The organism is Microbulbifer elongatus, from assembly GCF_020524885.1.
GTDB classification, from domain to species: domain Bacteria; phylum Pseudomonadota; class Gammaproteobacteria; order Pseudomonadales; family Cellvibrionaceae; genus Microbulbifer; species Microbulbifer elongatus_A.
In genome coordinates this window covers 230,020-252,660 of the sequence record NZ_JAIVKJ010000004.1, presented here as the reverse complement: position 1 = coordinate 252,660, position 22,641 = coordinate 230,020, and the positions used below count along the sequence as shown (strand labels likewise).

The following is a 22,641-nucleotide window of genomic DNA, read 5'->3' as shown; positions in this document are numbered from 1 at the left end:
TCGTAAACCATGTCGATATTCAATCACTATCTGGAGCGCTATGAGTCGATCCAGGAGGAAGAGCTCACTATCCAGGAATACCTGGAACTGTGTAAAAACGATCGCAGTGCCTATGCCTCACCCGCAGAGCGTATGCTGATGGCCATCGGTGAGGCCGAATTGATTGACACCTCCCGCGATCCACGACTCTCGCGCATTTTTTCCAACAAAGTGATCAAGCGCTACAAGGCGTTTAGCGAATTCTACGGCATGGAGGAGGCCATCGAGCAGATCGTTTCCTTCTTCCGCCACGCTGCGCAGGGTTTGGAAGAGAAGAAGCAGATCCTGTATCTCCTTGGACCGGTAGGTGGCGGTAAATCCTCCCTCGCAGAACGCCTCAAGGCACTGATGGAGCAGGTGCCCATTTATGCCATCAAAGGTTCGCCTGTATTTGAATCTCCCCTTGCCCTTTTCTCGCCCTCTGAAGATGGCCAGATACTCGAAGAGGACTACGGCATACCCCGCCGCTACGTGAACACCATCATGTCGCCCTGGGCGGTAAAACGCCTTCATGAGTACAACGGCGATATTACAAAGTTTAAGGTTGTAAAAGTCCGTCCATCCATCCTCGACCAGACTGCCATCGCCAAAACGGAACCCGGTGATGAAAACAATCAGGATATTTCCTCCCTGGTGGGCAAGGTGGACATTCGCAAGCTGGAAGATTTCCCGCAGAATGATCCCGACGCCTACAGTTTCTCCGGCAGCCTGTGCCGCTCCAACCAGGGGTTGATGGAGTTTGTGGAGATGTTCAAAGCGCCGATCAAGGTGCTGCACCCACTATTGACCGCCACCCAGGAGGGTAACTACAACAGTACCGAGGGGCTGGGCGCGATTCCTTTCAACGGTGTGATCCTTGCGCACTCCAATGAATCCGAGTGGCAATCATTCCGCAATAACCGCAACAACGAGGCATTCCTTGATCGTATCTACATCGTCAAGGTGCCCTATTGCCTGCGGGTAAAAGAAGAGATCAAGATTTACGACAAACTCCTGGAGCACAGTTCGCTTTCCAGAGCTCCCTGCGCGCCCGACACCCTGCGCATGCTGGCCCAGTTCTCGGTACTTTCGCGTATCAAGAATCCGGAAAACTCCAGCGTGTTTTCCAAGATGCGTGTGTACGACGGTGAAAACCTGAAGGACACCGACCCCAAAGCGAAGACGATTCAGGAGTATCGCGACAACGCCGGTGTGGACGAGGGCATGAATGGCCTCTCGACCCGTTTCGCATTCAAGATCCTATCCAAGGTGTTCAACTTCGACGCGACGGAGGTGGCGGCCAACCCGGTTCACCTGCTTTACGTGCTCGAACAGCAGATCGAACAGGAGCAGTTCCCACCGGAAGTTCAGGAGAATTACCTGGGCTTTATCAAGGAATATCTGGCTCCGCGCTATGTAGAGTTTATTGGCAAGGAAATCCAGACCGCTTATCTGGAATCATACGCAGAGTACGGCCAGAACCTTTTCGATCGCTACGTGACCTACGCGGATTTCTGGATTCAGGACCAGGAATACCGCGATCCGGAAACTGGCGAGATTCTCGACCGCGCAGCCCTGAACGAGGAACTGGAAAAAACCGAGAAACCAGCGGGCATTTCCAACCCCAAAGATTTTCGCAACGAGATCGTCAATTTTGTTCTGCGCGCCCGTGCCGGCAACCAGGGCAAGAACCCGGACTGGAGATCCTACGAGAAGCTGCGCTCGGTTATTGAGAAGAAAATGTTCTCCAACACCGAGGACCTGCTGCCGGTTATTTCCTTTAACACCAAGGCCTCAGCCGATGACCAGAAGAAACACGCCGACTTTGTCGCACGCATGGTCGAGCGGGGGTACACCGAGAAGCAGGTACGCCTCCTTTCCGAGTGGTATCTGCGAGTAAGGAAATCCCAGTAATCGTCAGGGATTTGTGTCTCGAAGTCTTGCGGTGGTGGCCCTGCCACCGGTGGAGCTCTTCGAGACACGCCGTAAACCCATCCCTGGGGGCTTGTCCGTCGGCCCCCCCCGACGGACAGTCTCGAAGAGCTCCACCGGTGGCAGGGCCTTCAGACAACCCTTCCAGCCCTGTGGATATTCAGGCTGGAATAGATTGCCGAACATGTCGGATTCTCTGATTGGCATGGCAAAGCAATATAAGGCAGTACTATGAGTTACATCGTCGACCGTCGCCTGAACGGCAAAAAGAAAAGCACCGTCAATCGTCAGCGTTTTTTGCGGCGCTACAAGTCTCACATCAAGAAAGCCGTCGGCGAAGCCATGAATAGCCGCTCCATCACCGATATGGGCAACGGCGAAAAGATCAGCATTCCCACCCGAGATCTCAATGAACCCATTTTCTCCAATGGCCGCGGCGGCCATATGGAACAGGTTCTGCCTGGCAACAAAGAATTTGTTACCGGCGACCGCATTCCCCGACCTGGGCAGGGCCAAGGACAGGGTAGCGGCGGCAGTGGTGCCAGCGACAGCGGCGAGGGAATGGACGAATTCGTATTCCAGATTTCCCAGGAAGAATTTCTCGACTTCATGTTCGAGGGACTCGAATTGCCGAATATGGTCAAACGCAAACTGGCAGGCAATGATTCCTTCCAGGTCGTCCGCGCCGGCTTCTGCAATGAGGGGTCACCCGGGAGGCTCAATGTAGTGCGCTCGATGCGCGCAGCCAACGCACGCCGGATTGCGCTCAGCGGCGGCAAACGTCGCAATTTGAAACTGCTAGAGAAAGAGCTGGAACAAGAGGAAACCAAGGATCCCGCCCTGCGCGATCAACGCAAGGTTGACCAGCTGCGCCTGCAAGTGGAAGACCTGAGAAGTCGCATCAAGCGCATTCCCTTCCTAGATGACTTCGACCTCAAGTACAACCTGCTGGTGAAGCAGCCACGTCCCAGCTCCAAAGCGGTCATGTTCTGCCTGATGGACGTATCAGGCTCCATGAACCAGGCCACCAAGGATATGGCCAAGCGGTTCTTCCTTTTGTTGTACCTGTTTCTGCAGCGAAGTTATGAATACACGGAAGTAGTATTCATCCGCCATCACACCAGCGCCAAGGAAGTGGACGAGCAGGAGTTTTTCTATTCGCGCGAAACCGGTGGCACCATAGTATCCAGCGCACTGAAAATGATGCGCGACATCATGCGCGAGCGGTACCCGGCCAGTGAATGGAATATTTACGGTGCTCAGGCGTCAGACGGCGACAACTGGAACGACGACTCCAGCACCTGCCATAAAATTCTGATCGACGACATCATGCCCCATGTACAGTACTACTCCTATGTGGAAATCACCCCAAGAGACCACCAGGCGCTGTGGGATGAATACCGCAGTGTGGAACAGGTGTTCCCGGAGCACTTTGCCATGGAGCAGATTGTCGATGTAGGGGATATCTACCCGGTATTCCGCCAGTTATTTACCCAAAAGGTTGCAGCCTGATGCTCGATACAGCGATCAACACAAAGCAGCCCATCTCCACCACTTCCGAGTGGACTTTCGAACTCATCCAGGAGTACGACCGGGAAATCGCGCTGCTGGCCAAGGAATTTGGCCTGGACACCTACCCCAATCAGATAGAAGTCATCAGCTCCGAACAGATGATGGATGCCTACTCATCGGTGGGCATGCCGGTAGGCTATAACCACTGGTCCTTCGGCAAGCAGTTCATCAGCGTGGAAAATAATTACCAGCGCGGGCTCATGGGGTTGGCATATGAAATTGTGATCAACTCCAACCCCTGCATTGCCTACCTGATGGAAGAAAACACCATGACCATGCAGGCGCTGGTCATTGCCCACGCCAGTTACGGGCACAATTCATTTTTCAAAGGTAATTACCTTTTCCGCACCTGGACCGATGCCAGCAGTATCATCGACTATCTGTTATTTGCGAAAAACTATATCGCGCGTTGCGAAGAGCGACACGGTGTCGACGAAGTGGAGGCGTTACTGGACAGCTGCCACGCACTAATGAACTACGGGGTGGACCGCTATAAGCGCCCCTACCCTATTTCCGCACACGAGGAAGAGCGCCGCCAAAAAGAGCGCGAAGAGTACCGCCAGCGGCAATTGAACGACCTGTGGCGAACCATTCCCAAAATGGGCGACGCCGAGGAGCAGGCGCAGCAGCACCGGTTCCCGGAAGAGCCACAGGAGAACATCCTTTATTTCATTGAAAAGAATGCGCCGCTGCTGGAAAACTGGCAGCGGGAGCTGGTGCGCATTGTGCGTAAACTGGCACAGTACTTTTACCCGCAACGCCAGACTCAGGTAATGAACGAGGGCTGGGCCACATTCTGGCACTACACCTTGCTCAACGAATTGCACGCCCGTGGCAAAGTGACCGATGGTTTTATCCTGGAGTTTTTGCAGAGCCACACCAGCGTCATCTATCAGCCGCCCTACGACAGCCCGTACTACAACGGTATCAATCCCTACGCACTTGGCTTCAGTATTTTCACCGACCTGCGCAGGATCTGTGAAAACCCGACGGAGGAAGATCGGGCCTGGTTCCCGGACATCGCCGGCAGCAACTGGAAAGAGACCCTGCAATTCGCGATGCGGGATTTCAAGGATGAGAGTTTCATTCTGCAGTTTCTGTCACCCAAGGTGATGCGGGATATGAAGCTTTTCTGTATTTCCGATGACGATCGGGAAAAAGAGATTGAGGTGGGAGCCATTCACAACGAGGAAGGCTATCGGGAGCTCCGGGCCAAGCTGGCGGGGCAATATAATCTGGGTAATCGAGAGCCAAATATTCAGGTCTACTCCGTCGACACCCGCGGCGACCGCTCCATCACGCTGCACCATACCCAGCACCAACGCAGGCCACTGGGCAAGGACACCAGCGAAGTGCTGCGACACCTGCATCGCCTGTGGGGCTTTGACGTGCACCTTCACAGCCTGAATGGCGACGAGATCACCGCGAGTTTCCACTGCCCGGAGCTGGGTAGGGATCGATCGGAAGATGAAGAGTCCATGCTGGTACCCAAGCCGATCTGAGATCGGCCTGTGGCCCCAGCCTGGTGATCAGGCGCCTCGAACAGACACCCTGTCAGTAACCGGAATTTGAACGGATCAGGCGTCCAACAGTAAGTTGATACGACCTACCAGTTCATTGCGGTCACAATTGGCGGCAACCACGGCATCTGCCCCGGCGTCGAGCCAGCGCTGCTGGTTCACCTCACCACTCGGCGCGATCACCAGCACCCCCAGGGATGCAAACTCACTGCGGGAGCGCAGGGTATCCAGAACCTGGAAACCATTGACGCCTTCCAAGTTGGTATCCAGCACCAACATCGCCGGCTTGCTGGTAACCAGCATCGCTCCGGCACTGAAGCTGTCTCCGGCAATATCCACTTCCACCCCAGCCTGCTGCAACAGCGGACGACTGGCGGCAAGTTCGGGAGAATCCGCCATCAGCAGCACCTTGCGCGTGGCACTGCCCAGCTCCGCAGGCACCGGCATGGCGTTATCACGCAGGAAAGCAACAAAGTCCTCCACACAGATGCGGTGGTCACCGCGCCCGGGAAGTTTGTACGCCTTCAGCTGACCGCGTTCAATCCAACGGATTACAGTACGAAAATTCACTCCGCAATACCGGGCGGCTTCCCCGGTAGTGAGCACATGCACTTCGCTCATTTTATTACTATCCCCCACGAATCGCGCATTTCGTTATTAATTATGCTGAATTAAACCAAATAAACAGGCGTTAATTCCATGCCTATATATGTTTAACGAACCAACTGGCACATCCCTCAATAAAAGTTTGATTGCCACGGTTGACAGCTAAGTCAGGTTAAATACAATGGGATTTATGTTGCGATAGGTCATTTAACCATCTGTAACAAGCGCTATCTGCCCTGACTCTGTAGCCTTTTGTAACCAACTACAGATATATGGGGCATCCAGGCGCATACGAGCTTGTTGGGATTCTCTCTTCACGAATACCCTAAGACCCTGGGCCCCCTTGTATTTTCGGGGCCTTTTTTTTATCTTCCCGCCACTTAAATTTCCTACTATTTACCTGATCCTTCGCCATTTTTGGCGGAACCGACTCAGGTTCAGCAGCTCTTATGGCCACACCCGCCTCCATACCCTTCGCCGTCACGACCATATCGTGCCTGGGATTAAGGCCATGAAATGCTACCTGGTGGGCGGCGCCGTCCGCGATCAGCTGCTTCAGCGCCCCGTGCATGAGCGCGACTGGGTCGTAGTCGGCGCCACGGAAGACGAGATGCTGACCAATGGCTTCCGTCCCGTGGGCAAAGACTTCCCCGTGTTTCTGCACCCCGACAGCGGCGAGGAGTACGCTCTCGCCCGCACCGAGCGCAAAAGTGGTCACGGCTACGGTGGTTTTACCGTTTACGCCAGTCCCGACGTCACCCTCGAACAGGACCTTCAGCGCCGCGACCTTACCGTCAATGCCATGGCGGAGACCGAAGACGGCAACATCGTCGACCCCTATGGCGGCCGGGCGGATCTGGAAGCCCGCAAGCTCCGTCACGTCTCTCCCGCTTTCAGTGAAGATCCCCTGCGTATTCTGCGCGTGGCGCGGTTTGCTGCCCGCTATGCGCCGCTGGAGTTTTCCGTAGCGGATGAAACCATGACGCTGATGCGGGGCATGGTGGATGCAGGGGAGGTAGAACACCTGGTCCCCGAGCGGGTATGGAAGGAGGTCAGCCGAGCGCTGACCGAGCCGCGACCCGATGTTTTTATTGAGGTCCTGCGGGAATGTGGCGCCCTCAAAGTATTGCTGCCGGAGGTAGACCGCCTCTTCGGTGTGCCCCAGCCGGAGCTGCACCATCCGGAAATTGATACCGGTGACCATGTGCTGCGCGCCTTGCGCCAGGCCCCGGCCGAACTACCAGTGCGCTTCGCGGTATTGGTACACGACCTCGGCAAAGGTATTACTCCGGATGACGTATTACCCAGCCACCGCGGCCATGAGTCCGCCGGCTTGCCGCTGGTGAAGGATGTGTGCCGACGGCTGCGTGTACCTAACCCCATCACTGCATTGTCGCTCGGCGTGTGTGAATACCATCTGCACTGCCACAAGGCCTTAGAGCTGCGCCCCAATACCCTGCTGAAAATGCTGCGCACCCTCGATGCCCTGCGCAGGCCGGAACGATTTGAACAGTTCCTACAAAGTTGTGAGGCGGATGCCCGCGGCCGCCTTGGCCTGGAAGATCGGGAATACCCACAGGCAGACTACCTGCGCGCTGTTCGCGAAGCCGCCGCCAATGTGGATCCGCAGGCGCTGATTGCACAAGGGTTCGAGGGGGCTGAACTGGGAAAGGCGCTCGACCGGGCACGCCTGAATGCCATCACCGAACTGAAAAACACCTACGGCAAGCCCATTTAACACTGACAACACCGTCGCCCTGAACATCCCCACTCACACTGACCGGATCATCAAAATGGCCACCGCCCTGATTACCGGCGCCGCCGCCCGCCTGGGCCGAGCGATCGCCGAAGAACTGCATCGCGACCACAATATTGTGGTGCACTACCGCCACTCGCAGCAGGCCGCCGAAGCACTGGTCCAGGAACTTAATAGCCGACGCGCCGAATCCGCGCAGGCGGTGCAAAGCGACCTGGACGGCGTCGACAATTGCCGGCAACTGGCAGAGACGGCCCTCGCCTGCTTTGATGAAATTACACTACTGGTCAACAACGCCTCCGCCTTTTACCCCACCCCCATTGGCGGCGCTGACGAGCAACAGTGGGTAGAACTGATGGGCAGCAACCTTAAGGCGCCCTTCTTTCTCAGCCAGGCGCTGGTGCCGGCCCTGAAAAGTCGACAGGGCTGTATCATCAACCTCGCCGATATCCACGCAGAAAAGCCTATGCCCGCGCATACCGTATATAGCGCCGCCAAGGCGGGCCTGGTGATGATGACCAAAAGCCTGGCGCTAGAGCTGGCACCGGATGTAAGGGTCAATGCCGTGGCACCCGGTGCGATTCTGTGGCCGGAACAGGAGAGTGAAGGCTATAACAAGGAACAGATACTGGGGCGCATCCCAATGCAGCGCAGCGGTGACCCGTCAGACATCGCACGCACGGTGCGCTTCCTGGCTACAGACGCCCCCTATATCACCGGTCAGGTTATCGCCGTAGATGGCGGTCGCAGCCTGAACATTTGAAACTGAACCGCCATTCGAAGCTCGAGGTAATGCAGTGAGCGAAAAACAGTTTATTTCCGCCCAGTCCCTGCTGGACGACTCCTACTCCCTGGCCCTGAAGGTGGTCGAAAGCGGCTTTCGCCCGGACTACATAGTCGGCGTATGGCGCGGCGGTGCCCCCATCGGTATTGCGGTGCAGGAGATGTTCGACTTCCTCGGTTTCCACGCCGACCACATCGCAATTCGCACGTCGTCCTACTACGGTGTCGACCAGCGCCAGAAGGATGTGAAGGTGCACGGACTGACCTACCTGATCAAACAGGTGGAGTCCCATGAAAAAATGCTGATCGTGGACGATGTGTACGATACGGGATTGAGCATTCAGCAGGCCATCAAGGATATGCAGAAGGCGTGCAAGAAAAACACCCCGGAAATCCGCATCGCCTGCCCCTATTTCAAACCCAGCCGCAACCAGACGGATATGGAACCGCACTACTACCTGCACGAAACCGACCAGTGGCTGGTGTTTCCCCACGAGCTGAAAGGGCTGAGTGAGGAAGAAATCCTGGAAAACAAACCGGAACTGCGCAAACACGAGGTGCTGCTGCGCACGCTTAAAAACGGCGACTGACCACCCCAGAGCTCCCCCAGTAGGAGCCTGCTTGCAGGCGAACGATCAAGCACTCCGAACTGTTCGCTTGCAAGCAAGCTCCTACAACAACACCTTCTCCCACTACCTTTCCCCCGAGACCGAAAATATCAATCCCCTTTACGCCTAAGATAATCCCCTGACCATTGGGTACGCGTTAAAGTGCTCCGCCTGAATAGCCATTATTTAAGTGCAACATCAAACCGGAGCCATCAATGACCCACTCCCTGGACAGCCTGCTGCGCCCGTTCGAGCACAAATCCCTGAAACTGCGCAACCGCGTGGCCATGGCCCCCATGACCCGAACTGCCTCCCCGGGCTATGTGCCCAATGATCAGGTGGCAGGCTACTATCGCCGCCGCGCCGAAGGTGACGTGGGCCTGATCATTACCGAAGGCACTTTTGTTGGGCACCCCGCCGCCAACGGCTACGAGAAGGTTCCGGCCATCTACGGCGACGAAGCCATGGCCGGCTGGAAGAAGGTCGTGAACGAGGTGCACCAAGCCGGCGGCCAGATCATTCCACAGCTATGGCACGTGGGCGCGGTGCGCAAAGAAGGAACCGGCCCGGACAAGTCCTACCCGGCCCACTCCCCCTCTGGCCTGTTCAAACCCGGCAAGCCCAACGGGCACACCATGACCAAACAGGATATCCGCGACACGGTCAAAGCCTTTGCCGATTCCTCGCGCGCGGCCAAACAAGCCGGCTTCGACGGGGTGGAAATTCACGGTGCCCACGGTTACCTGGTGGACCAGTTTTTCTGGGAAGGCACCAATGTGCGCGACGACGAGTACGGCGGCTCGCTGGAGAATCGCACACGCTTTGCGGTGGAAATTGTGGAAGCGGTGCGCGATGCGGTCGGCGAAGACTTCGCCATTGTGCTGCGCTACTCCCAGTGGAAACAGCAGGATTACGAAGCCCGGCTGGCACACAACCCGGCTGAACTGGAGCGCTTCCTGAAGCCGCTGGTCGACGCCGGTGTGGATATCTTCCACGCGTCCACACGCCGCTTCTGGGTGCCGGAATTCGAAGGCTCTGATATGAACCTGGCGGGCTGGACCAAGGAGCTCACGGGCAAGCCGGTTATTTCCGTGGGCAGCGTTGGCCTGGATGACGACTTTATTGGCGGCAACAACCAGGGCATGGGTGGCACCGCCAACCCCACAGGTATCGATGAACTGCTGCGTCGCATGGAGCGCAACGAGTTCGACATGATCGCCGTGGGCCGCGCGCTGCTGCAGGATCCGAACTGGCTGCGGAAAATGATGCAAGGCCGCGAAGAAGAGATTGTGCCGTTTACCAAGGAGGCACTGGCAAGTCTGAGCTGATAAATATCCAGACCGAAATTCAGCTTCGGCATATTTCACTTCAAATTCACCGGCAGCTTGTCACAATGTCCACTTACTCGGATATGTGGACAGGCGGCTGCCGGTGAACCGACTCAAAATTCTTCTTGTAGAAGACAATCCTACGCTCGCGCGCCAGACCGGTGAGTTCCTGGAGGGCCACGGCTGGCAAGTGGATTTCGCCAATTGTGGACAACTCGGCCTGCAACTGGCCCTGTCAGAAATCTACGATCTGATTCTGCTGGACCTGAATCTGCCGGATATCGACGGCATCGAGGTTTGCCGCGAGCTGCGCCAGCAGTCACCCGTCGCCACCCCGATACTGATGCTTACCGCCCGCGATGCCTTTGCCGACAAGGCGCAAGGCTTTCACTCGGGTGCAGACGATTATCTTTGCAAGCCATTTGACCCGCGCGAACTCGCCCTGCGCTGCGAAGCGCTTGCACGCCGCCGGGAACTCCATCGCAATGATGAGATTAGTATCGGCGCCTTGCGCATTTCCGGGCGTCGTCGCGAGGCGACTCGAAGCGGAGAACCGCTAAAGCTCACCACGATCACATTCAATATTCTGTGGGAGCTCGCCTGCGCCTACCCGGAGCCACTCAGTCGCAGTGAACTGAGCCATCGCATTTGGGGCGACAACCCACCGGACAGCGATGCCCTCAAATCGCATATCTACAGTCTACGACGCCAACTGGATCGCCCGTTTCCCGAACCCATGCTGCGCACCATCAGCAGTATCGGCTTCCAGCTGGAGCAACCAAATGCGCACTGAATCACCCCGTAGCAACCTGCAACGTAAAGTGTTCACCCTGTTCGGTGGCTTTACCCTGCTGCTGTGCCTGATTTATTCCGGTATAGGGCTGGTCACGGCCTATGTCATCGAAGACCAGCTGCTCGAAAACCTGATCAATGAAGAGGCGCGCTACATCGAGCAGTCATTTCGCGATCACGGCACCCTGCCCAGCCCGCGGCTCCCAATGTTTACCCTCTATTCATCGCCCACCGAAACCCCGCAAGATTTCCTCACCGCATTAGCTGGAGAACAACGCAGAGCCGAATACTTTGTTGACGGCCACCAACATTTTCATTTGCATGAACTCTCAGCCGGCACCAATGCAATACTTGCCGCTGAAGTTGGCAACCTGCTCACCGTTTCCAGCCAGTCAGACCATCTGATCTGGCTGCCATTATCCGCCTTTCTGCTCACCACTTTCCTTGCATTGTGGCTTGCCTACCGGCTTGTAACGACCGCCATTCGCCCCATCCTCAACCTTGCGCGAGAGGTTGAGTCACAGGCAAAGAGCCAATCACAGCTAGCGCTGAGCACCAGTAGCCGCCACGATGAGATCGGCTTTCTCGCGCGCACCCTGCAACGCAACGTGCACGAACTCAAACAAGCGCGACAGAGAGAAGCCGAGTTCACTCACGATGTCAGTCACGAACTGCGCACAAACCTCGCCATCGCCAGCAATACCCTGGCCCTTGCGCGCGATCAAGGATTGGGCATGGAAGAATCTCGCGAGCTTGGCAACATTTTGGCGACAATGAACAGAACGGTCAGCACGCTGTTAGCGCTGGCGCGATCCGAGTCCTTCGAACAGTCAAGCTTCGACCTGCGCCCACTTGTGGAAGAACGCCTGCTCGCGCGTCGCGAGATCACCATGCGTCCAGATTTCCAACTGGACGTAAGGCTACCGGACACTTTACCGGTACTGGGACATCCACACCTTGCGGCATCACTGCTTGATATTCTCTTCGACAATACCACCCAGCATGCATCGCATCCCGCGTTAGAGATTCGCCACGAGGATGGCGTACTTATTTTCGAAAACCCTGTAATGAAGGACTTCAGCACTGATTCGCTGTTTAATACCGGCGCGCGGGGACCGGACAGCGAGGGCTTTGGGCAGGGCCTTTACCTGGCCAGCAGAATATTTACCGCTCTGGGCTGGCGCTTTTCTTGTACTTGCGAGAACGGCAAATTTTCGCTTTCGATATTTCCTGTGTCGGGCAACAACGGTAAGTAACGCCTCGTTTAATCAAGTTAGGCCCATTATTTCACCCGCCCTTCACCTCATGTCAGACAAGATCTCCTCACCATACAAAGGAGATCCACCATGCTCAAAAAGATACTGGCAACCACTCTTTGCACCGCAGCAATTTTGTTCGGCACCGTCTTCTGGCTAAAAAGCCTTATACCACCGGCACCCGATCACGAAGCGCTGGCACGGACTACCATCGCAGACGTCCCCTATCTTGCTCAGATTCCCGAAGAAAAACCACGCGGACGTATACTCGTAGTTGTTAGCAGCGCTTCCGAACTCGGCGACACCGGCAAAAAAACCGGCTATGAATTCACCGAACTTGTGCGCCCCTACTACGTCTTTAGTGCCAATGGCTTTGCCGTGGATATCGCCAGTCCACTGGGAGGAGAACCGCCTGCGGTGATGGACAATGATGATATGGGGCCGTTCGAATACGCCTTTCTCAACGATGACGCAGCAATGGAAAAGCTGCGCAACAGCATTCCACTGAACAGCGTAATCGCGGATCACTATGCAGGCATCTTCTTCGTTGGAGGCAAAGGCGCCATGTTTGATTTCCCGGGTAACCCAGCCATTCGGGACCTGGTTGTTGCACTGCATGAGAACGACGGGGTGATTGGTGCAGTCTGCCACGGCCCGGCCGCGCTGGTGGATATCACTCTCGATTCCGGTTCTTCTTTTCTCGACGGGCGTCGCATCAGCAGTTTCACCAATGACGAAGAGCTGTTCCTGATACCGGATGCCGAACAGGTATTCCCTTTCTTGCTGGAAACCCGCTTGCGCGATAATGGCGCAGTGTTCGATAAAGGCCCACTCTACCTCAACCAGGTCAGCGTCGATAACCACCTGATCACCGGACAAAACCCCTGGTCGTCATGGCACGTCACCGAGGCCATGGTACGCGCGCTGGGCTATGCACCCGCACCACGTACAATCACGGAAACCGAAAAAACCGTGGAAATACTCCTGACCTATGAGAGTAAAGGCCACGGCGCAGCCAATGAAGCGCTGCAGGTTTTTTTGCAGAATACAGAAGGTGATGAGGAAGCGATTGACCGACGTCTACTGGCCATGCACGCTATTGTAGCGACCATGATGGGAGAGCCGAAGAAAGCACTGGACCTCGTGCGACTTCTTGCCAGCGCGAAACCCAGTGCGACCGACGCTAGCCTTACGGCCAGCTGAAAGGCACGGGTCAGAGTTTCCGGAACGCTTTTGGGTAGCCCTTTCAGGGCCACTGACAGGCTTGCTTCGCAACTGGATATGCGGCTTGTGGGGCAGGCTCCGAGAATGGCAGCTACACAAGGGCGTTCTTGAGGATATTTCCGCTCGGCACAAAGTCGACCTGAAATCCTTGCGATTTTCACCTGGATTTCACCAACCACCTTGTAGAGTACCTCCATCAATTAGGAGGTATTCGTTATGAACAAAAAATTTTCTAAACCCGCTAAAGCATGTGCACTTTCAGGGCTAGCTTTGTGCACACTCACCTTACTCTGGTATGTCTTTTTTGCATTAAAAGAGCAGCCGATACCACAGCAAGAAATTTTGGATTCCTACAGGTTCCAAGCGCCGGAAGATATTGAAATGACCTTAAAAGACATTGGCGAAGGTCAGTTCTCTTTCTCCTACCGGAGTTTTGACGGTGCCGTGGTCAACGGAAGAATCAGCTACCCAGCGGTAGAGCAGGAAAGCTACCCGGTATTGATCGGCATCTCTGGAATGGGCAGGAGCTACCTGCGCTGGTGGACGGACGCATTCAAGGGGCGCCCTACAATAACCCGGGTCAACGAGATTGCCCGCGCCGCCACTGATAAAGGCTATGTAGTGGTAGCCATCGACGCTCGCTACCACGGCACCAGAAAGGACCCTAACAAGCCACTCGCCTCAATCATGCGAGACCTCCATTTTTTTGGCGACAAAACCGACTATGAAGCGATGATTCGGGATACCGTCCTGGATTACCGTGTTCTTATCGACTGGATTCGCGCCCAGGACAATCTGGACGATAACAACCTCAACCTGGTGGGGTATAGCATGGGCGCGCAGATCGCTCTGCTGACCGGAGGGCTCGACGTACAGATAAACAGAATCATCGCGGTGGTCCCCCCTCACCTGGATGACAAAACGGCGTCCGTCGCGCCAAAGAATCTTGCCTCACGTATTGCGGAACCCTCAGTGCTTCTGATTACCGCGAGCGATGATGAATTTGCGTCGCCGGAAGAGAACCAACGCCTCTACAGTGCGATAGCAAGCAGGGAGAAGGAGCACCTGATTTTTGCAGGAGGTCACATCCTTCCAGCCGATTACATCAACTCACTGGTTAATCGACTGTAGGCGCCCACAGCTTGTTTTAGGCGGCGGGCCAATCAAACTCCACCGGCCACAATTTCTGTGAATCCTGATCGTACTCATCCCACAGTTGCAGGTATGTTTTACCTGTGACGGGATGTAGAGTTTCCGGCGCGAGCTCAGACATCGGCAATAGCACAAAAGCATTCTTGAGGATCTCACCACGCGGCAGTTTTACACCGTCGACTTCACCGCTGAGATCGTCATAGGTCAGGATATCAATGTCCAGGGTACGCGCGCTGAACTTGGGACCGCTGCGCAAGCGACCATTTTCGTCCTCGATATCTCGCAGCTTTAGCGCCAATTCACCAACGGGCAGGTCGGTTTCGATAGCAGCCACCAGGTTATAGAAATTGTCGCCGTCGAAGCCCACGGCTTCACTTTCGTACACCTGCGACATTTTCAGGTCCCCAAACGCCTCTACCAGCGCGTCCAAGCCAGCACTAAGGTGTTTGTTGCGATCAATGTTGCTGCCGAGACTCAGGTAAACGGTTGCCATGGCTCAGACCTCCGATGCCTGTTTTTTGCCGCGTTCAATGATTACGCCTACATCCCGCGCACCGCGCACCGCGCCGGGTTTGGACAAGCGCAAGCGCAACCAGCTTACATTGAACTCCGTGCGCACTATGTCCGCGGCCTGTTCCGCCATGGTTTCCACCAGCAGAAATTCACTGCCCTCGATAAACCCGATCAGGCGCTTGGCTACCGCCTTGTAGTTGAGGGTATGCTCGATATTGTCGGTGCGCGCCGCTTCGCGGATATCAAACGCCATTTCCAGATCCAGACTGACGGTCTGGCGCACTTCCCGCTCCCAGTCGTAGATGCCGATAATGGTGTCGACCTTGAGATCGCGGATGTAAACGATATCCAAAACCCGTCTCCTTTATTTTGTGTTTAGGCGGCGCTTATTTAGTGCCCAGGGCGCCAGTCAGCTCGGTCAACGGCCAGCGGGGGCGCACATCAATGTCCAGGTCCGCACGCTGCCCGGCCTTGAGCCTCAGGCAACCGGCATAGGCGATCATGGCACCGTTGTCAGTACAGAACTCCTGGCGCGGGTAATACACGCTGCAGCCATCATCTGCCAGGCGGGCTTCCAGCCGCTGGCGCAGCAGTTTATTGGCGGACACGCCGCCGGCAATCACCAGGGTTTTACGCCCTGCCTGCTTTAACGCGCGACGGCATTTGATCACCAGAGTATCGACCACTGCTTCCTGAAAGGCCGCGGCGATATCCGCGCAGGTCTGCTCGTCCGGCAGGCCGTCTTCCAGCGCGTGTTTCTGTACCGTGGTCAGGGTAAACGTTTTGAGGCCGGAGAAGCTGAAGTCGAGACCGGGGCGATCGGTCATGGGGCGCGGGAAGGTAAAGCGCAGGGGGTCGCCCTGCTCGGCCAGGGCCGCGAGACGCGGACCACCGGGGTAATCCAGGTCCAGCATCTTAGCGGCCTTGTCGAAGGCCTCGCCGGCGGCATCGTCGAGAGACTCTCCCAGTAGCTCGTACTGTCCCAGGCCCCGCACATCCACAAGCTGGGTGTGGCCGCCGGAGACCAGCAAGGCCACGAATGGAAACGCCGGTGGATTTTTCTCCAGCATAGGCGCCAGCAGATGCCCTTCCATATGGTGCACACCGATCGCGGGCACTCCCCAACCATAGGCCATGGCACGGCCAGCACAGGCCCCCACCATGAGAGCGCCGATCAGCCCAGGGCCGGCAGTGTATGCCACACCATCGATATCGTCGGGGGTGGAATTGCTCTGGGACAGAACTTCGCGAACCAAAGGCAGTAATTTGCGCACATGGTCGCGACTGGCCAGTTCCGGCACCACGCCACCGTAGTCCGCATGCAGCTTTACCTGACTGTAAAGGGTGTGCGCCAGCAGCCCCTGTTCACTGTCGTAAAGGGCAACACCGGTTTCATCACAGGAGGTTTCTATTCCGAGTACTCGCACGGGCTTCAAGGATCCTCAGCATAAGCGTCCGGCAGAATACAAATAACGGACAAATGACCGCTTCTGACCGGGTTTCAGGGGCGCTATCATACTCTGTGGAGCCATCTCCTTCTAAGGAGATTTACCCCGGAGCTCTACCCGGGCACAGCCCAGAGCGGTGACCGTCAAAGCGACTATAGTTACCAGCCGGCGCTATAGCCCGGTTCCAGCGCCGGAAAAGCCCGCAAGGTGCAAAAACGAATGCACCGGCAGGCTTGCGAAGGCCAGTTCATCTGTATAGAATTTGCGCCCTCGCTGTGAACCGGCCTCCGGATTGCATCTGCGAGAAGAGCAATTTGCCGGAAAGGCCGCCAGGATCCAGACCCGCCTCAAGCGCAGGCATCTGGCCGAGAGAAACGAATTTTACAGGTAATCTAATGCCATCAGTACGCATCAAAGACAACGAACCTTTTGACATCGCACTGCGTCGCTTCAAGCGCTCCTGCGAAAAAGCCGGTGTACTCTCCGAAGTACGTCGCCGCGAGTTTTACGAAAAGCCCACCGCTGTTCGCAAGCGCAAGGCTGCCGCTGCTGTTAAGCGTCACGCCAAGAAAATGCAGCGCGAAAACCGCAAGTTCCAGCGTCTCTACTGAGCTCTAGGCTCAAGCGGAGCCTTCTCTCTCGCTCACAGCACGCTGGCGCGAATACGGTTCGCAGCCTGAAACGGCGCCCGAGTTTACTCGCGCGCCGTTTTTTATTGCCCGCATTCGCAGTGCAAGCCTCGCACTTATATGTTGAATTTGGGCTCCGTTCCTCCAATATTGACCCCCTGACCGTCAACCACCCAATCGCCAATTAACCCGGAACACTCGCAATGAGCACACTCAAGGAAACCCTCGCCACCGCCACCAAAGACGCCATGAAAGCCCGCGAAAAGGCCCGACTGGCAACCCTGCGACTGATCAATGCTGAGATCAAACGAGTAGAAGTGGACGAGCGTATTGAGCTCGACGACGCACGCATCCTCGCCCTGCTGGACAAAATGACCAAGCAGCGCCGCGACTCCATCGCCCAGTACGAGAAAGCTGGCCGCCCGGAACTGGCAGAAGTCGAGCAACAGGAAATCGACGTCATCCAGGAGTTCCTGCCTGAGCAGCTGTCCGAAGCGGAGATCCAGGAGATCGTCGCCGCCGCGGTTAAAGAAACCGGCGCCAGCAGCATGGCGGATATGGGCAAAGTGATGGCACTGGTTAAACCCCAGGTGCAGGGGCGCGCCGATATGGGCGCAGTCAGCAAGCTCGTTAAGGCTTCATTCTAAAAGCCCGCGATAGCAGGCTGAAGGCTCCTTATGGCAGGAAAGATTCCGCAGTATTTTATCGACGACCTGTTGGCCCGCGCCGACATCGTTCCGGTCGTCGATAGCCGGGTCAAACTGCGCAAGACCGGGAAAAACTATTCCGCCTGCTGCCCGTTTCACGACGAAAAAACACCCTCTTTTACCGTAAGCCCAGACAAGCAGTTCTACTATTGCTTCGGCTGCGGTGCCAGCGGTAATGCGGTCGGTTTCCTGATGGAATACGACCGCCTGCCCTTCCCGGAAGCCGTTGAAAAACTCGCCGCCAGCCTCGGCCTGGAAGTACCCCGCGAGCAACTGGCACCGGCACAGATCAAGCGCCAGCAGGAGAGCCAGTCCCTCTACCAGCTGACCGATAAAGCCGCCGAGTTCTACCGGGAAAAGCTGAGAGACCACAAGGTCTCCACCCCCGCTATTACCTACCTGAAAAACCGCGGACTCTCCGGTGCGGTGTGCAAGGAATTTGGTATAGGTTTAGCGCCACCCGGTTGGGACAACCTGCTCAATCACCTGGGCACCAGCGCGGAAAAAGCGGAACAGCTGGAACTGGCCGGCCTCACCATCCGCCGCCAGGACAGCGATGGCAAGCCGGGGAAAGTCGAGCCCGGCAAGCGCCACCACTACGATCGCTTCCGCAACCGCATCATGTTCCCCATCCGCGACCAGCGCGGGCGCACCATTGCGTTCGGCGGCCGGGTACTGGGGGACGACAAGCCCAAATACCTGAACTCCCCGGAAACCCCGATCTTCCACAAGGGCCGCGAACTTTACGGCCTGTGGGAGGCGCGCCAGGCCAACCGTGAGCTCAAGCGCCTCATCGTGGTTGAAGGCTATATGGACGTGGTGGCCCTGGCCCAGTTCGATATCCGCTGCGCCGTTGCGACCCTTGGCACCGCGTGCGGAGAAGATCATATCCAGCTCGCCTTCCGCCACACCCAGGAGCTGGTGTTCTGCTTCGACGGCGACCAGGCAGGCCGCACTGCCGCCCGCCGCGCACTGGAAGCCGCGCTGCCGCACATGCAAGACGGCCGCAGCCTCCGTTTCCTGTTGCTGCCGGAAGGCGAAGACCCGGACACACTGGTGCGCCAGATCGGTGGCGAGCGCTTCGATCAGCTGATCGACGAGCAGGGCCGGCCGCTGGAAGATTTCCTGTTCGATCTGCTCAGCGAGGGCATCAACATCCAGACCATGGACGGCCGCGCACGCCTGTCCAAGGCGGCGGCCCCCCTGCTCGACCTGCTCCCCGCCGGCGTTTACCGGCAGCTAATGTTCCAACAGCTGGCCCGCCGCACCGGTCTTGAGCAGGACATGCTCGAAGAGATCATCGCCGCGGAAAAAGCGCGCAGCGCCGAACTCGCCCGTCAGGCCCGCCCACCGGCGCCACCGCAGCCAAAACCCGCGGCAAATATCCCGGCAGCAAGCGGTCCATCTACCGAGCCTTCAGGTGAGTACTCGCACACTCCGGAGGAGCCGGGGTTTGAAGGCCCGCCACCGGATTACGATGAAAGCGAATTCCCGCCGGACTACCTTCAAACCGCCGGAGCGCCAGAATCGGGGTTCGACGACACCAATCAATATCGGGAGGCGCCTCGCCGACGCAGCGGCCAGTACCGCCTGCCGGCCGAACGCATGCTGATCGCCCTGCTGCTGCACCACCCGAAACTCGCGGAACTGATCGATGACAGCGCGCGATTCCGCGACAGCAGCGATGCCGATTTGCAGCTATTCGGCGACGTTTTGCAGGTCTTGCACAAGAACCCCGGCCTAAACAGCAACCAGCTGTTCGGTCGTCTGCTAAACCTGGAAAGCAAAGAGGCCCGTGAGCTTCTCCCCCGCCTCGCCATGAGCCACCCCATCGTCGGTGCCGCTGGGCAGGGCATGGACTATGATCCTCAGACCGAATTCAGCGACTGCCTGCGCACCCTGGACCTCGCCGCCGAACGTCAGCGCAAGCGGGGGCTGGTGGATCAACTCAAGAACAACGGTAATCAGCTGAGTGAAGAGCAACTAGCGCTGTTGGCGCAGTTTCGCCGCAAACAAGACTGAAGCCGAAGTGAAGGCGCTGATGCCCCCTTGAATTCTCAGGCATCAGCACCATATACAGAAACCCGCCCCAAACCCGGCGGGAAACCGTTAGACAAGCGCGCCCGGACACCTTGAACCACGCCTCCTGCCTTGACAGTCACAGTGGTTATTGCTATCGCATATACGCTATAATCCCGCGTCTTTGTCCAAAGAAAAGCCCAGACAAAAGTCCCGACTATCAATCCCCAGAATTCAGGGTTGTGCATGACCGACAAAACCCAGCAGCAAAAGACCACTTCCCGCATCAGAGAGCTGATCGCCCGCGGTAAAGAGCAGGGCTACCTCACCTATGCGGAAGTGAACGATCACCTGCCAGAAGATATCTCCGATCCCGATCAGGTCGAAGACATCATCGGCATGATCAACGACATGGGCATCAAGGTGTTTGAACAAGCACCGGATGCCGAAGAACTGTTGATGGCCGAAGGCGACAGTTCCGCCGACGAAATCGCCGCCGCCGAAGCCGCCGCCGCGCTCGCCGCCGTAGAATCCGATGTGGGCCGCACCACCGACCCAGTGCGCATGTACATGCGTGAAATGGGCACCGTGGAGCTGCTGACCCGCGAGGGCGAGATCGCCATCGCCAAGCGCATCGAAGAAGGCCTGCGCGAGCTGATGGCCGCCCTCGCCTACTGGCCGGGTGCCGTACAGCATGTGATCGACGAGTACGCGCTGATTGAAAAAGAAGAGCGCCGCATTCCCGATGTGATCGCTGGCTGGCTTGACCCCGCCGACGAAGTGCCCCCGGGTGCCCAGGCCGGTCAGGCCGCTGAAGCGAACAAATCCGACAACAAGGACGATGGCGAAGAGTCCGACGGTGACGATGAAGACGATGACGATTCCTCGGAAGAGGAAGAAAACGTCGGCGGTATCGACCCGGAAGAGCTTGCCGAGCGCATGAATGCGCTGATCGCCGCGCAGAAGAAGGCCGACGCCGCAATCAGCAAGCACGGCCGCGACTCCAAAGAAGCCGGCGAAGCCATGGAAGCCGTGGGCGAAGTGTTCCGCTTCTTCAAACTGGCTCCGCGTCAATTCGACCCGCTGTACAACCAAGTACGCAGCATCCTCGACGATGTGCGCGCGCAAGAGCGCCTGGTGATGAACCTGTGCATCAAGCGTGCCCGTATGCCGCGCAAGACCTTTATCAAGGAATTCCCTGGCAACGAAACCAACGTCGAATGGATCCCCGCGATCATCAAGAAAAAGCGCGACTACTCCGACGCCCTGCGCCAGGTAGCCGACGAAATCCAGCGCGCCCAGCGCAAACTGCAGCAGGCCCAGGATAAGGCCCAGCTGGACGTCGGCCAGATCAAAGAGATCAACCGCCGCATGTCCATCGGTGAAGCCCGTTCCCGCCGCGCCAAGAAAGAAATGGTCGAGGCCAACCTGCGTCTGGTTATTTCTATCGCCAAGAAGTACACCAACCGCGGCCTGCAGTTCCTGGACCTGATCCAGGAGGGCAACATCGGCCTGATGAAGGCGGTGGACAAGTTCGAATACCGTCGCGGCTACAAGTTCTCCACCTATGCCACCTGGTGGATTCGCCAGGCGATTACCCGCTCCATTGCAGACCAGGCGCGCACCATCCGTATTCCGGTGCACATGATTGAGACCATCAACAAGCTCAATCGCATCAGCCGCCAGATGCTGCAGGAAATGGGTCGCGAGCCGACTCCTGAAGAGCTGGGCGAGCGCATGGAAATGCCGGAAGACAAGGTACGCAAGGTCCTGAAGATCGCGAAAGAACCGATCTCCATGGAGACACCGATTGGCGACGATGAAGACTCCCATCTGGGTGACTTTATCGAAGACCAGAACCAGTCTTCCCCGATCGACACGGCGACCTCCACCGGCCTGCACGACGCCACCCGCTCCGTGCTGTCCGGCCTGACCGCACGGGAAGCCAAGGTCCTGCGTATGCGTTTCGGTATCGACATGAACACCGACCACACCCTCGAGGAAGTGGGCAAACAGTTCGACGTTACCCGTGAGCGTATCCGTCAGATCGAAGCCAAGGCGTTGCGCAAACTGCGCCACCCTTCGCGCTCCGAACACCTGCGCAGCTTCCTAGACGAGTAATTCCCTATTGCGGAAATGTCGTTCATACTGAAAAAGCCCGGCTCGCCGGGCTTTTTTTTGGATATCAGAATTGTTACAAACCGATGAAACCACGTGAATCTCACGTAAACCCAGGGGAATTTTCAGAGAGCAATGGAAGACCAGTTTGTGAATAAGCCCGGAAAAACCGGAATATCCCGCCTTATCGACGCCACCGAATACTCACGCCAGGGCTTGCTTGCCACCTGGCGCAACGAGGCCGCCTTTCGCCAGGAAGTTTCCCTCGCGATCTTTCTGATTCCCGCCGCGATCTGGCTGGGCGAGACTGGTGTTGAGCGCGCCCTGCTGATCGGCGTGACCTTGCTGGTCATGATTGTCGAGCTGCTAAACAGCGCTGTGGAAGCCGTGGTTGATCGTGTGGGCCCGGAAAAACACCCCCTGTCCAAAATCGCCAAGGATACCGGCTCCGCCGCCGTGTCCATTTCGTTACTGCTGTGGGTCTCCACCTGGGCCTGCATTCTGTTACCGCGCTGGATCAGCTGACCTGTTGTTCAGGCGAGATTGCCTGTCAAAATTTGTGACCGCCGGACGCAAAGTCCGGCAAGCCGCACCCGCTCAACTAAAATTCCCGAACCAAAGTACTACCCCCAACCAAAGTATTCACTGGTGCACGCAACG

At 57.0% G+C, this 22,641-nt stretch carries 20 protein-coding genes; 16 read left to right on the top strand and 4 right to left on the bottom strand.

Annotation, left to right across the window (positions count from 1 at the left end; all coding sequences use genetic code 11):
- Nucleotides 1-9 precede the first annotated feature (9 nt).
- The 3 genes from LC059_RS15475 to LC059_RS15465 all read left to right on the top strand — a co-directional run bounded on the left by LC059_RS15475 (nt 10) and on the right by LC059_RS15465 (nt 5,024).
- Complete coding sequence (locus tag LC059_RS15475) at nt 10-1,932, top strand: PrkA family serine protein kinase (protein WP_226704772.1); 1,923 nt, start codon at nt 10-12, stop codon at nt 1,930-1,932.
- Between the two features lie 249 nt (nt 1,933-2,181).
- Nucleotides 2,182-3,462 (top strand): YeaH/YhbH family protein, encoded by a 1,281-nt coding sequence (locus LC059_RS15470; protein WP_226704771.1) that lies wholly within the window; start codon nt 2,182-2,184, stop codon nt 3,460-3,462.
- The gene (locus LC059_RS15465; protein ID WP_226704770.1) at nt 3,462-5,024 is read left to right on the top strand and encodes a SpoVR family protein; all 1,563 of its coding nucleotides are present in this window, start codon (nt 3,462-3,464) and stop codon (nt 5,022-5,024) included. Before LC059_RS15470 ends, LC059_RS15465 begins: the two co-directional genes overlap by 1 nt.
- A 75-nt stretch (nt 5,025-5,099) precedes the next feature.
- Here the strand turns inward: LC059_RS15465 and LC059_RS15460 are convergent, their stop codons facing one another.
- Entirely contained in the window at nt 5,100-5,663 is a 564-nt protein-coding gene (locus LC059_RS15460) for a helix-turn-helix domain-containing protein (protein ID WP_226704769.1), read from the bottom strand.
- A 496-nt stretch (nt 5,664-6,159) separates the two neighbouring features.
- On the opposite strand from LC059_RS15460, the gene LC059_RS15455 reads away from it, so the two are divergent.
- From LC059_RS15455 to LC059_RS15420, 8 genes are all read left to right on the top strand, one after another.
- Nucleotides 6,160-7,386: a multifunctional CCA addition/repair protein gene (locus tag LC059_RS15455; protein ID WP_226704768.1), complete on the top strand. Its 1,227-nt coding sequence runs from the start codon at nt 6,160-6,162 to the stop codon at nt 7,384-7,386.
- 55 nt (nt 7,387-7,441) lie between these two features.
- A complete protein-coding gene (locus LC059_RS15450; RefSeq protein ID WP_226704767.1) occupies nt 7,442-8,167 on the top strand; it encodes a pteridine reductase in 726 nt (241 codons plus the stop codon).
- Between the two features lie 34 nt (nt 8,168-8,201).
- A complete protein-coding gene (locus LC059_RS15445; RefSeq protein WP_226704766.1) occupies nt 8,202-8,777 on the top strand; it encodes a phosphoribosyltransferase in 576 nt (191 codons plus the stop codon).
- 233 nt (nt 8,778-9,010) lie between these two features.
- On the top strand, nt 9,011-10,123 hold the full coding sequence (locus tag LC059_RS15440; protein ID WP_226704765.1) for an NADH:flavin oxidoreductase: 1,113 nt from the start codon (nt 9,011-9,013) through the stop codon (nt 10,121-10,123).
- Nucleotides 10,124-10,226: 103 nt separating this feature from the next.
- Entirely contained in the window at nt 10,227-10,916 is a 690-nt protein-coding gene (locus LC059_RS15435) for a response regulator transcription factor (protein WP_226704764.1), read from the top strand.
- Nucleotides 10,906-12,171 carry a sensor histidine kinase gene (locus LC059_RS15430; protein ID WP_226704763.1) on the top strand — a complete coding sequence of 422 codons (1,266 nt, stop codon included), beginning with the start codon at nt 10,906-10,908 and terminating at the stop codon, nt 12,169-12,171. The genes LC059_RS15435 and LC059_RS15430 overlap by 11 nt, the downstream gene beginning before the upstream one ends.
- A gap of 90 nt (nt 12,172-12,261) precedes the next feature.
- The gene (locus tag LC059_RS15425) at nt 12,262-13,374 is read left to right on the top strand and encodes a type 1 glutamine amidotransferase domain-containing protein (protein ID WP_226704762.1); all 1,113 of its coding nucleotides are present in this window, start codon (nt 12,262-12,264) and stop codon (nt 13,372-13,374) included.
- A gap of 237 nt (nt 13,375-13,611) precedes the next feature.
- A complete protein-coding gene (locus tag LC059_RS15420; RefSeq protein WP_226704761.1) occupies nt 13,612-14,526 on the top strand; it encodes a dienelactone hydrolase family protein in 915 nt (304 codons plus the stop codon).
- A 16-nt stretch (nt 14,527-14,542) separates the two neighbouring features.
- Here LC059_RS15420 and folK read toward each other — a convergent pair whose 3' ends face one another.
- Genes folK through tsaD form a run of 3 tightly spaced genes read right to left on the bottom strand, consistent with a single transcriptional unit; the run spans nt 14,543 to nt 16,487 of the window.
- Nucleotides 14,543-15,040 carry a 2-amino-4-hydroxy-6-hydroxymethyldihydropteridine diphosphokinase gene (gene folK / locus LC059_RS15415; protein WP_226704760.1) on the bottom strand — a complete coding sequence of 166 codons (498 nt, stop codon included), beginning with the start codon at nt 15,038-15,040 and terminating at the stop codon, nt 14,543-14,545.
- A 3-nt stretch (nt 15,041-15,043) separates the two neighbouring features.
- On the bottom strand, nt 15,044-15,412 hold the full coding sequence (gene folB, locus LC059_RS15410) for a dihydroneopterin aldolase (protein WP_226704759.1): 369 nt from the start codon (nt 15,410-15,412) through the stop codon (nt 15,044-15,046).
- 34 nt (nt 15,413-15,446) lie between these two features.
- Nucleotides 15,447-16,487: a tRNA (adenosine(37)-N6)-threonylcarbamoyltransferase complex transferase subunit TsaD gene (gene tsaD, locus LC059_RS15405; protein WP_226704758.1), complete on the bottom strand. Its 1,041-nt coding sequence runs from the start codon at nt 16,485-16,487 to the stop codon at nt 15,447-15,449.
- Nucleotides 16,488-16,903: 416 nt separating this feature from the next.
- On the opposite strand from tsaD, the gene rpsU reads away from it, so the two are divergent.
- From rpsU to LC059_RS15380, 5 genes are all read left to right on the top strand, one after another.
- On the top strand, nt 16,904-17,119 hold the full coding sequence (gene rpsU / locus LC059_RS15400; RefSeq protein ID WP_226704757.1) for a 30S ribosomal protein S21: 216 nt from the start codon (nt 16,904-16,906) through the stop codon (nt 17,117-17,119).
- Nucleotides 17,120-17,340: 221 nt separating this feature from the next.
- Nucleotides 17,341-17,784, top strand: coding sequence for a GatB/YqeY domain-containing protein (locus LC059_RS15395; RefSeq protein WP_226704756.1), 444 nt, complete (start codon nt 17,341-17,343; stop codon nt 17,782-17,784).
- Between the two features lie 30 nt (nt 17,785-17,814).
- Complete coding sequence (dnaG, locus tag LC059_RS15390; protein ID WP_226704755.1) at nt 17,815-19,866, top strand: DNA primase; 2,052 nt, start codon at nt 17,815-17,817, stop codon at nt 19,864-19,866.
- Nucleotides 19,867-20,109: 243 nt separating this feature from the next.
- Nucleotides 20,110-21,984, top strand: a complete 1,875-nt coding sequence (gene rpoD / locus LC059_RS15385) for an RNA polymerase sigma factor RpoD (protein ID WP_226704754.1) — start codon at nt 20,110-20,112, stop codon at nt 21,982-21,984.
- A gap of 132 nt (nt 21,985-22,116) precedes the next feature.
- A complete protein-coding gene (locus LC059_RS15380; protein ID WP_226704753.1) occupies nt 22,117-22,506 on the top strand; it encodes a diacylglycerol kinase in 390 nt (129 codons plus the stop codon).
- Nucleotides 22,507-22,641 lie beyond the last annotated feature (135 nt).

Coding starts and splice junctions, on each gene's coding strand:
- LC059_RS15475 (WP_226704772.1), top strand. CDS start 10: ATGTCGATATTCAATCACTATCTGGAGCGCTATGAGTCGATCCAGGAG.
- LC059_RS15470 (WP_226704771.1), top strand. CDS start 2,182: ATGAGTTACATCGTCGACCGTCGCCTGAACGGCAAAAAGAAAAGCACC.
- LC059_RS15465 (WP_226704770.1), top strand. CDS start 3,462: ATGCTCGATACAGCGATCAACACAAAGCAGCCCATCTCCACCACTTCC.
- LC059_RS15460 (WP_226704769.1), bottom strand. CDS start 5,663: ATGAGCGAAGTGCATGTGCTCACTACCGGGGAAGCCGCCCGGTATTGC.
- LC059_RS15455 (WP_226704768.1), top strand. CDS start 6,160: ATGAAATGCTACCTGGTGGGCGGCGCCGTCCGCGATCAGCTGCTTCAG.
- LC059_RS15450 (WP_226704767.1), top strand. CDS start 7,442: ATGGCCACCGCCCTGATTACCGGCGCCGCCGCCCGCCTGGGCCGAGCG.
- LC059_RS15440 (WP_226704765.1), top strand. CDS start 9,011: ATGACCCACTCCCTGGACAGCCTGCTGCGCCCGTTCGAGCACAAATCC.
- LC059_RS15430 (WP_226704763.1), top strand. CDS start 10,906: ATGCGCACTGAATCACCCCGTAGCAACCTGCAACGTAAAGTGTTCACC.
- LC059_RS15425 (WP_226704762.1), top strand. CDS start 12,262: ATGCTCAAAAAGATACTGGCAACCACTCTTTGCACCGCAGCAATTTTG.
- LC059_RS15420 (WP_226704761.1), top strand. CDS start 13,612: ATGAACAAAAAATTTTCTAAACCCGCTAAAGCATGTGCACTTTCAGGG.
- folK (WP_226704760.1), bottom strand. CDS start 15,040: ATGGCAACCGTTTACCTGAGTCTCGGCAGCAACATTGATCGCAACAAA.
- rpsU (WP_226704757.1), top strand. CDS start 16,904: ATGCCATCAGTACGCATCAAAGACAACGAACCTTTTGACATCGCACTG.
- LC059_RS15395 (WP_226704756.1), top strand. CDS start 17,341: ATGAGCACACTCAAGGAAACCCTCGCCACCGCCACCAAAGACGCCATG.
- dnaG (WP_226704755.1), top strand. CDS start 17,815: ATGGCAGGAAAGATTCCGCAGTATTTTATCGACGACCTGTTGGCCCGC.
- rpoD (WP_226704754.1), top strand. CDS start 20,110: ATGACCGACAAAACCCAGCAGCAAAAGACCACTTCCCGCATCAGAGAG.
- LC059_RS15380 (WP_226704753.1), top strand. CDS start 22,117: ATGGAAGACCAGTTTGTGAATAAGCCCGGAAAAACCGGAATATCCCGC.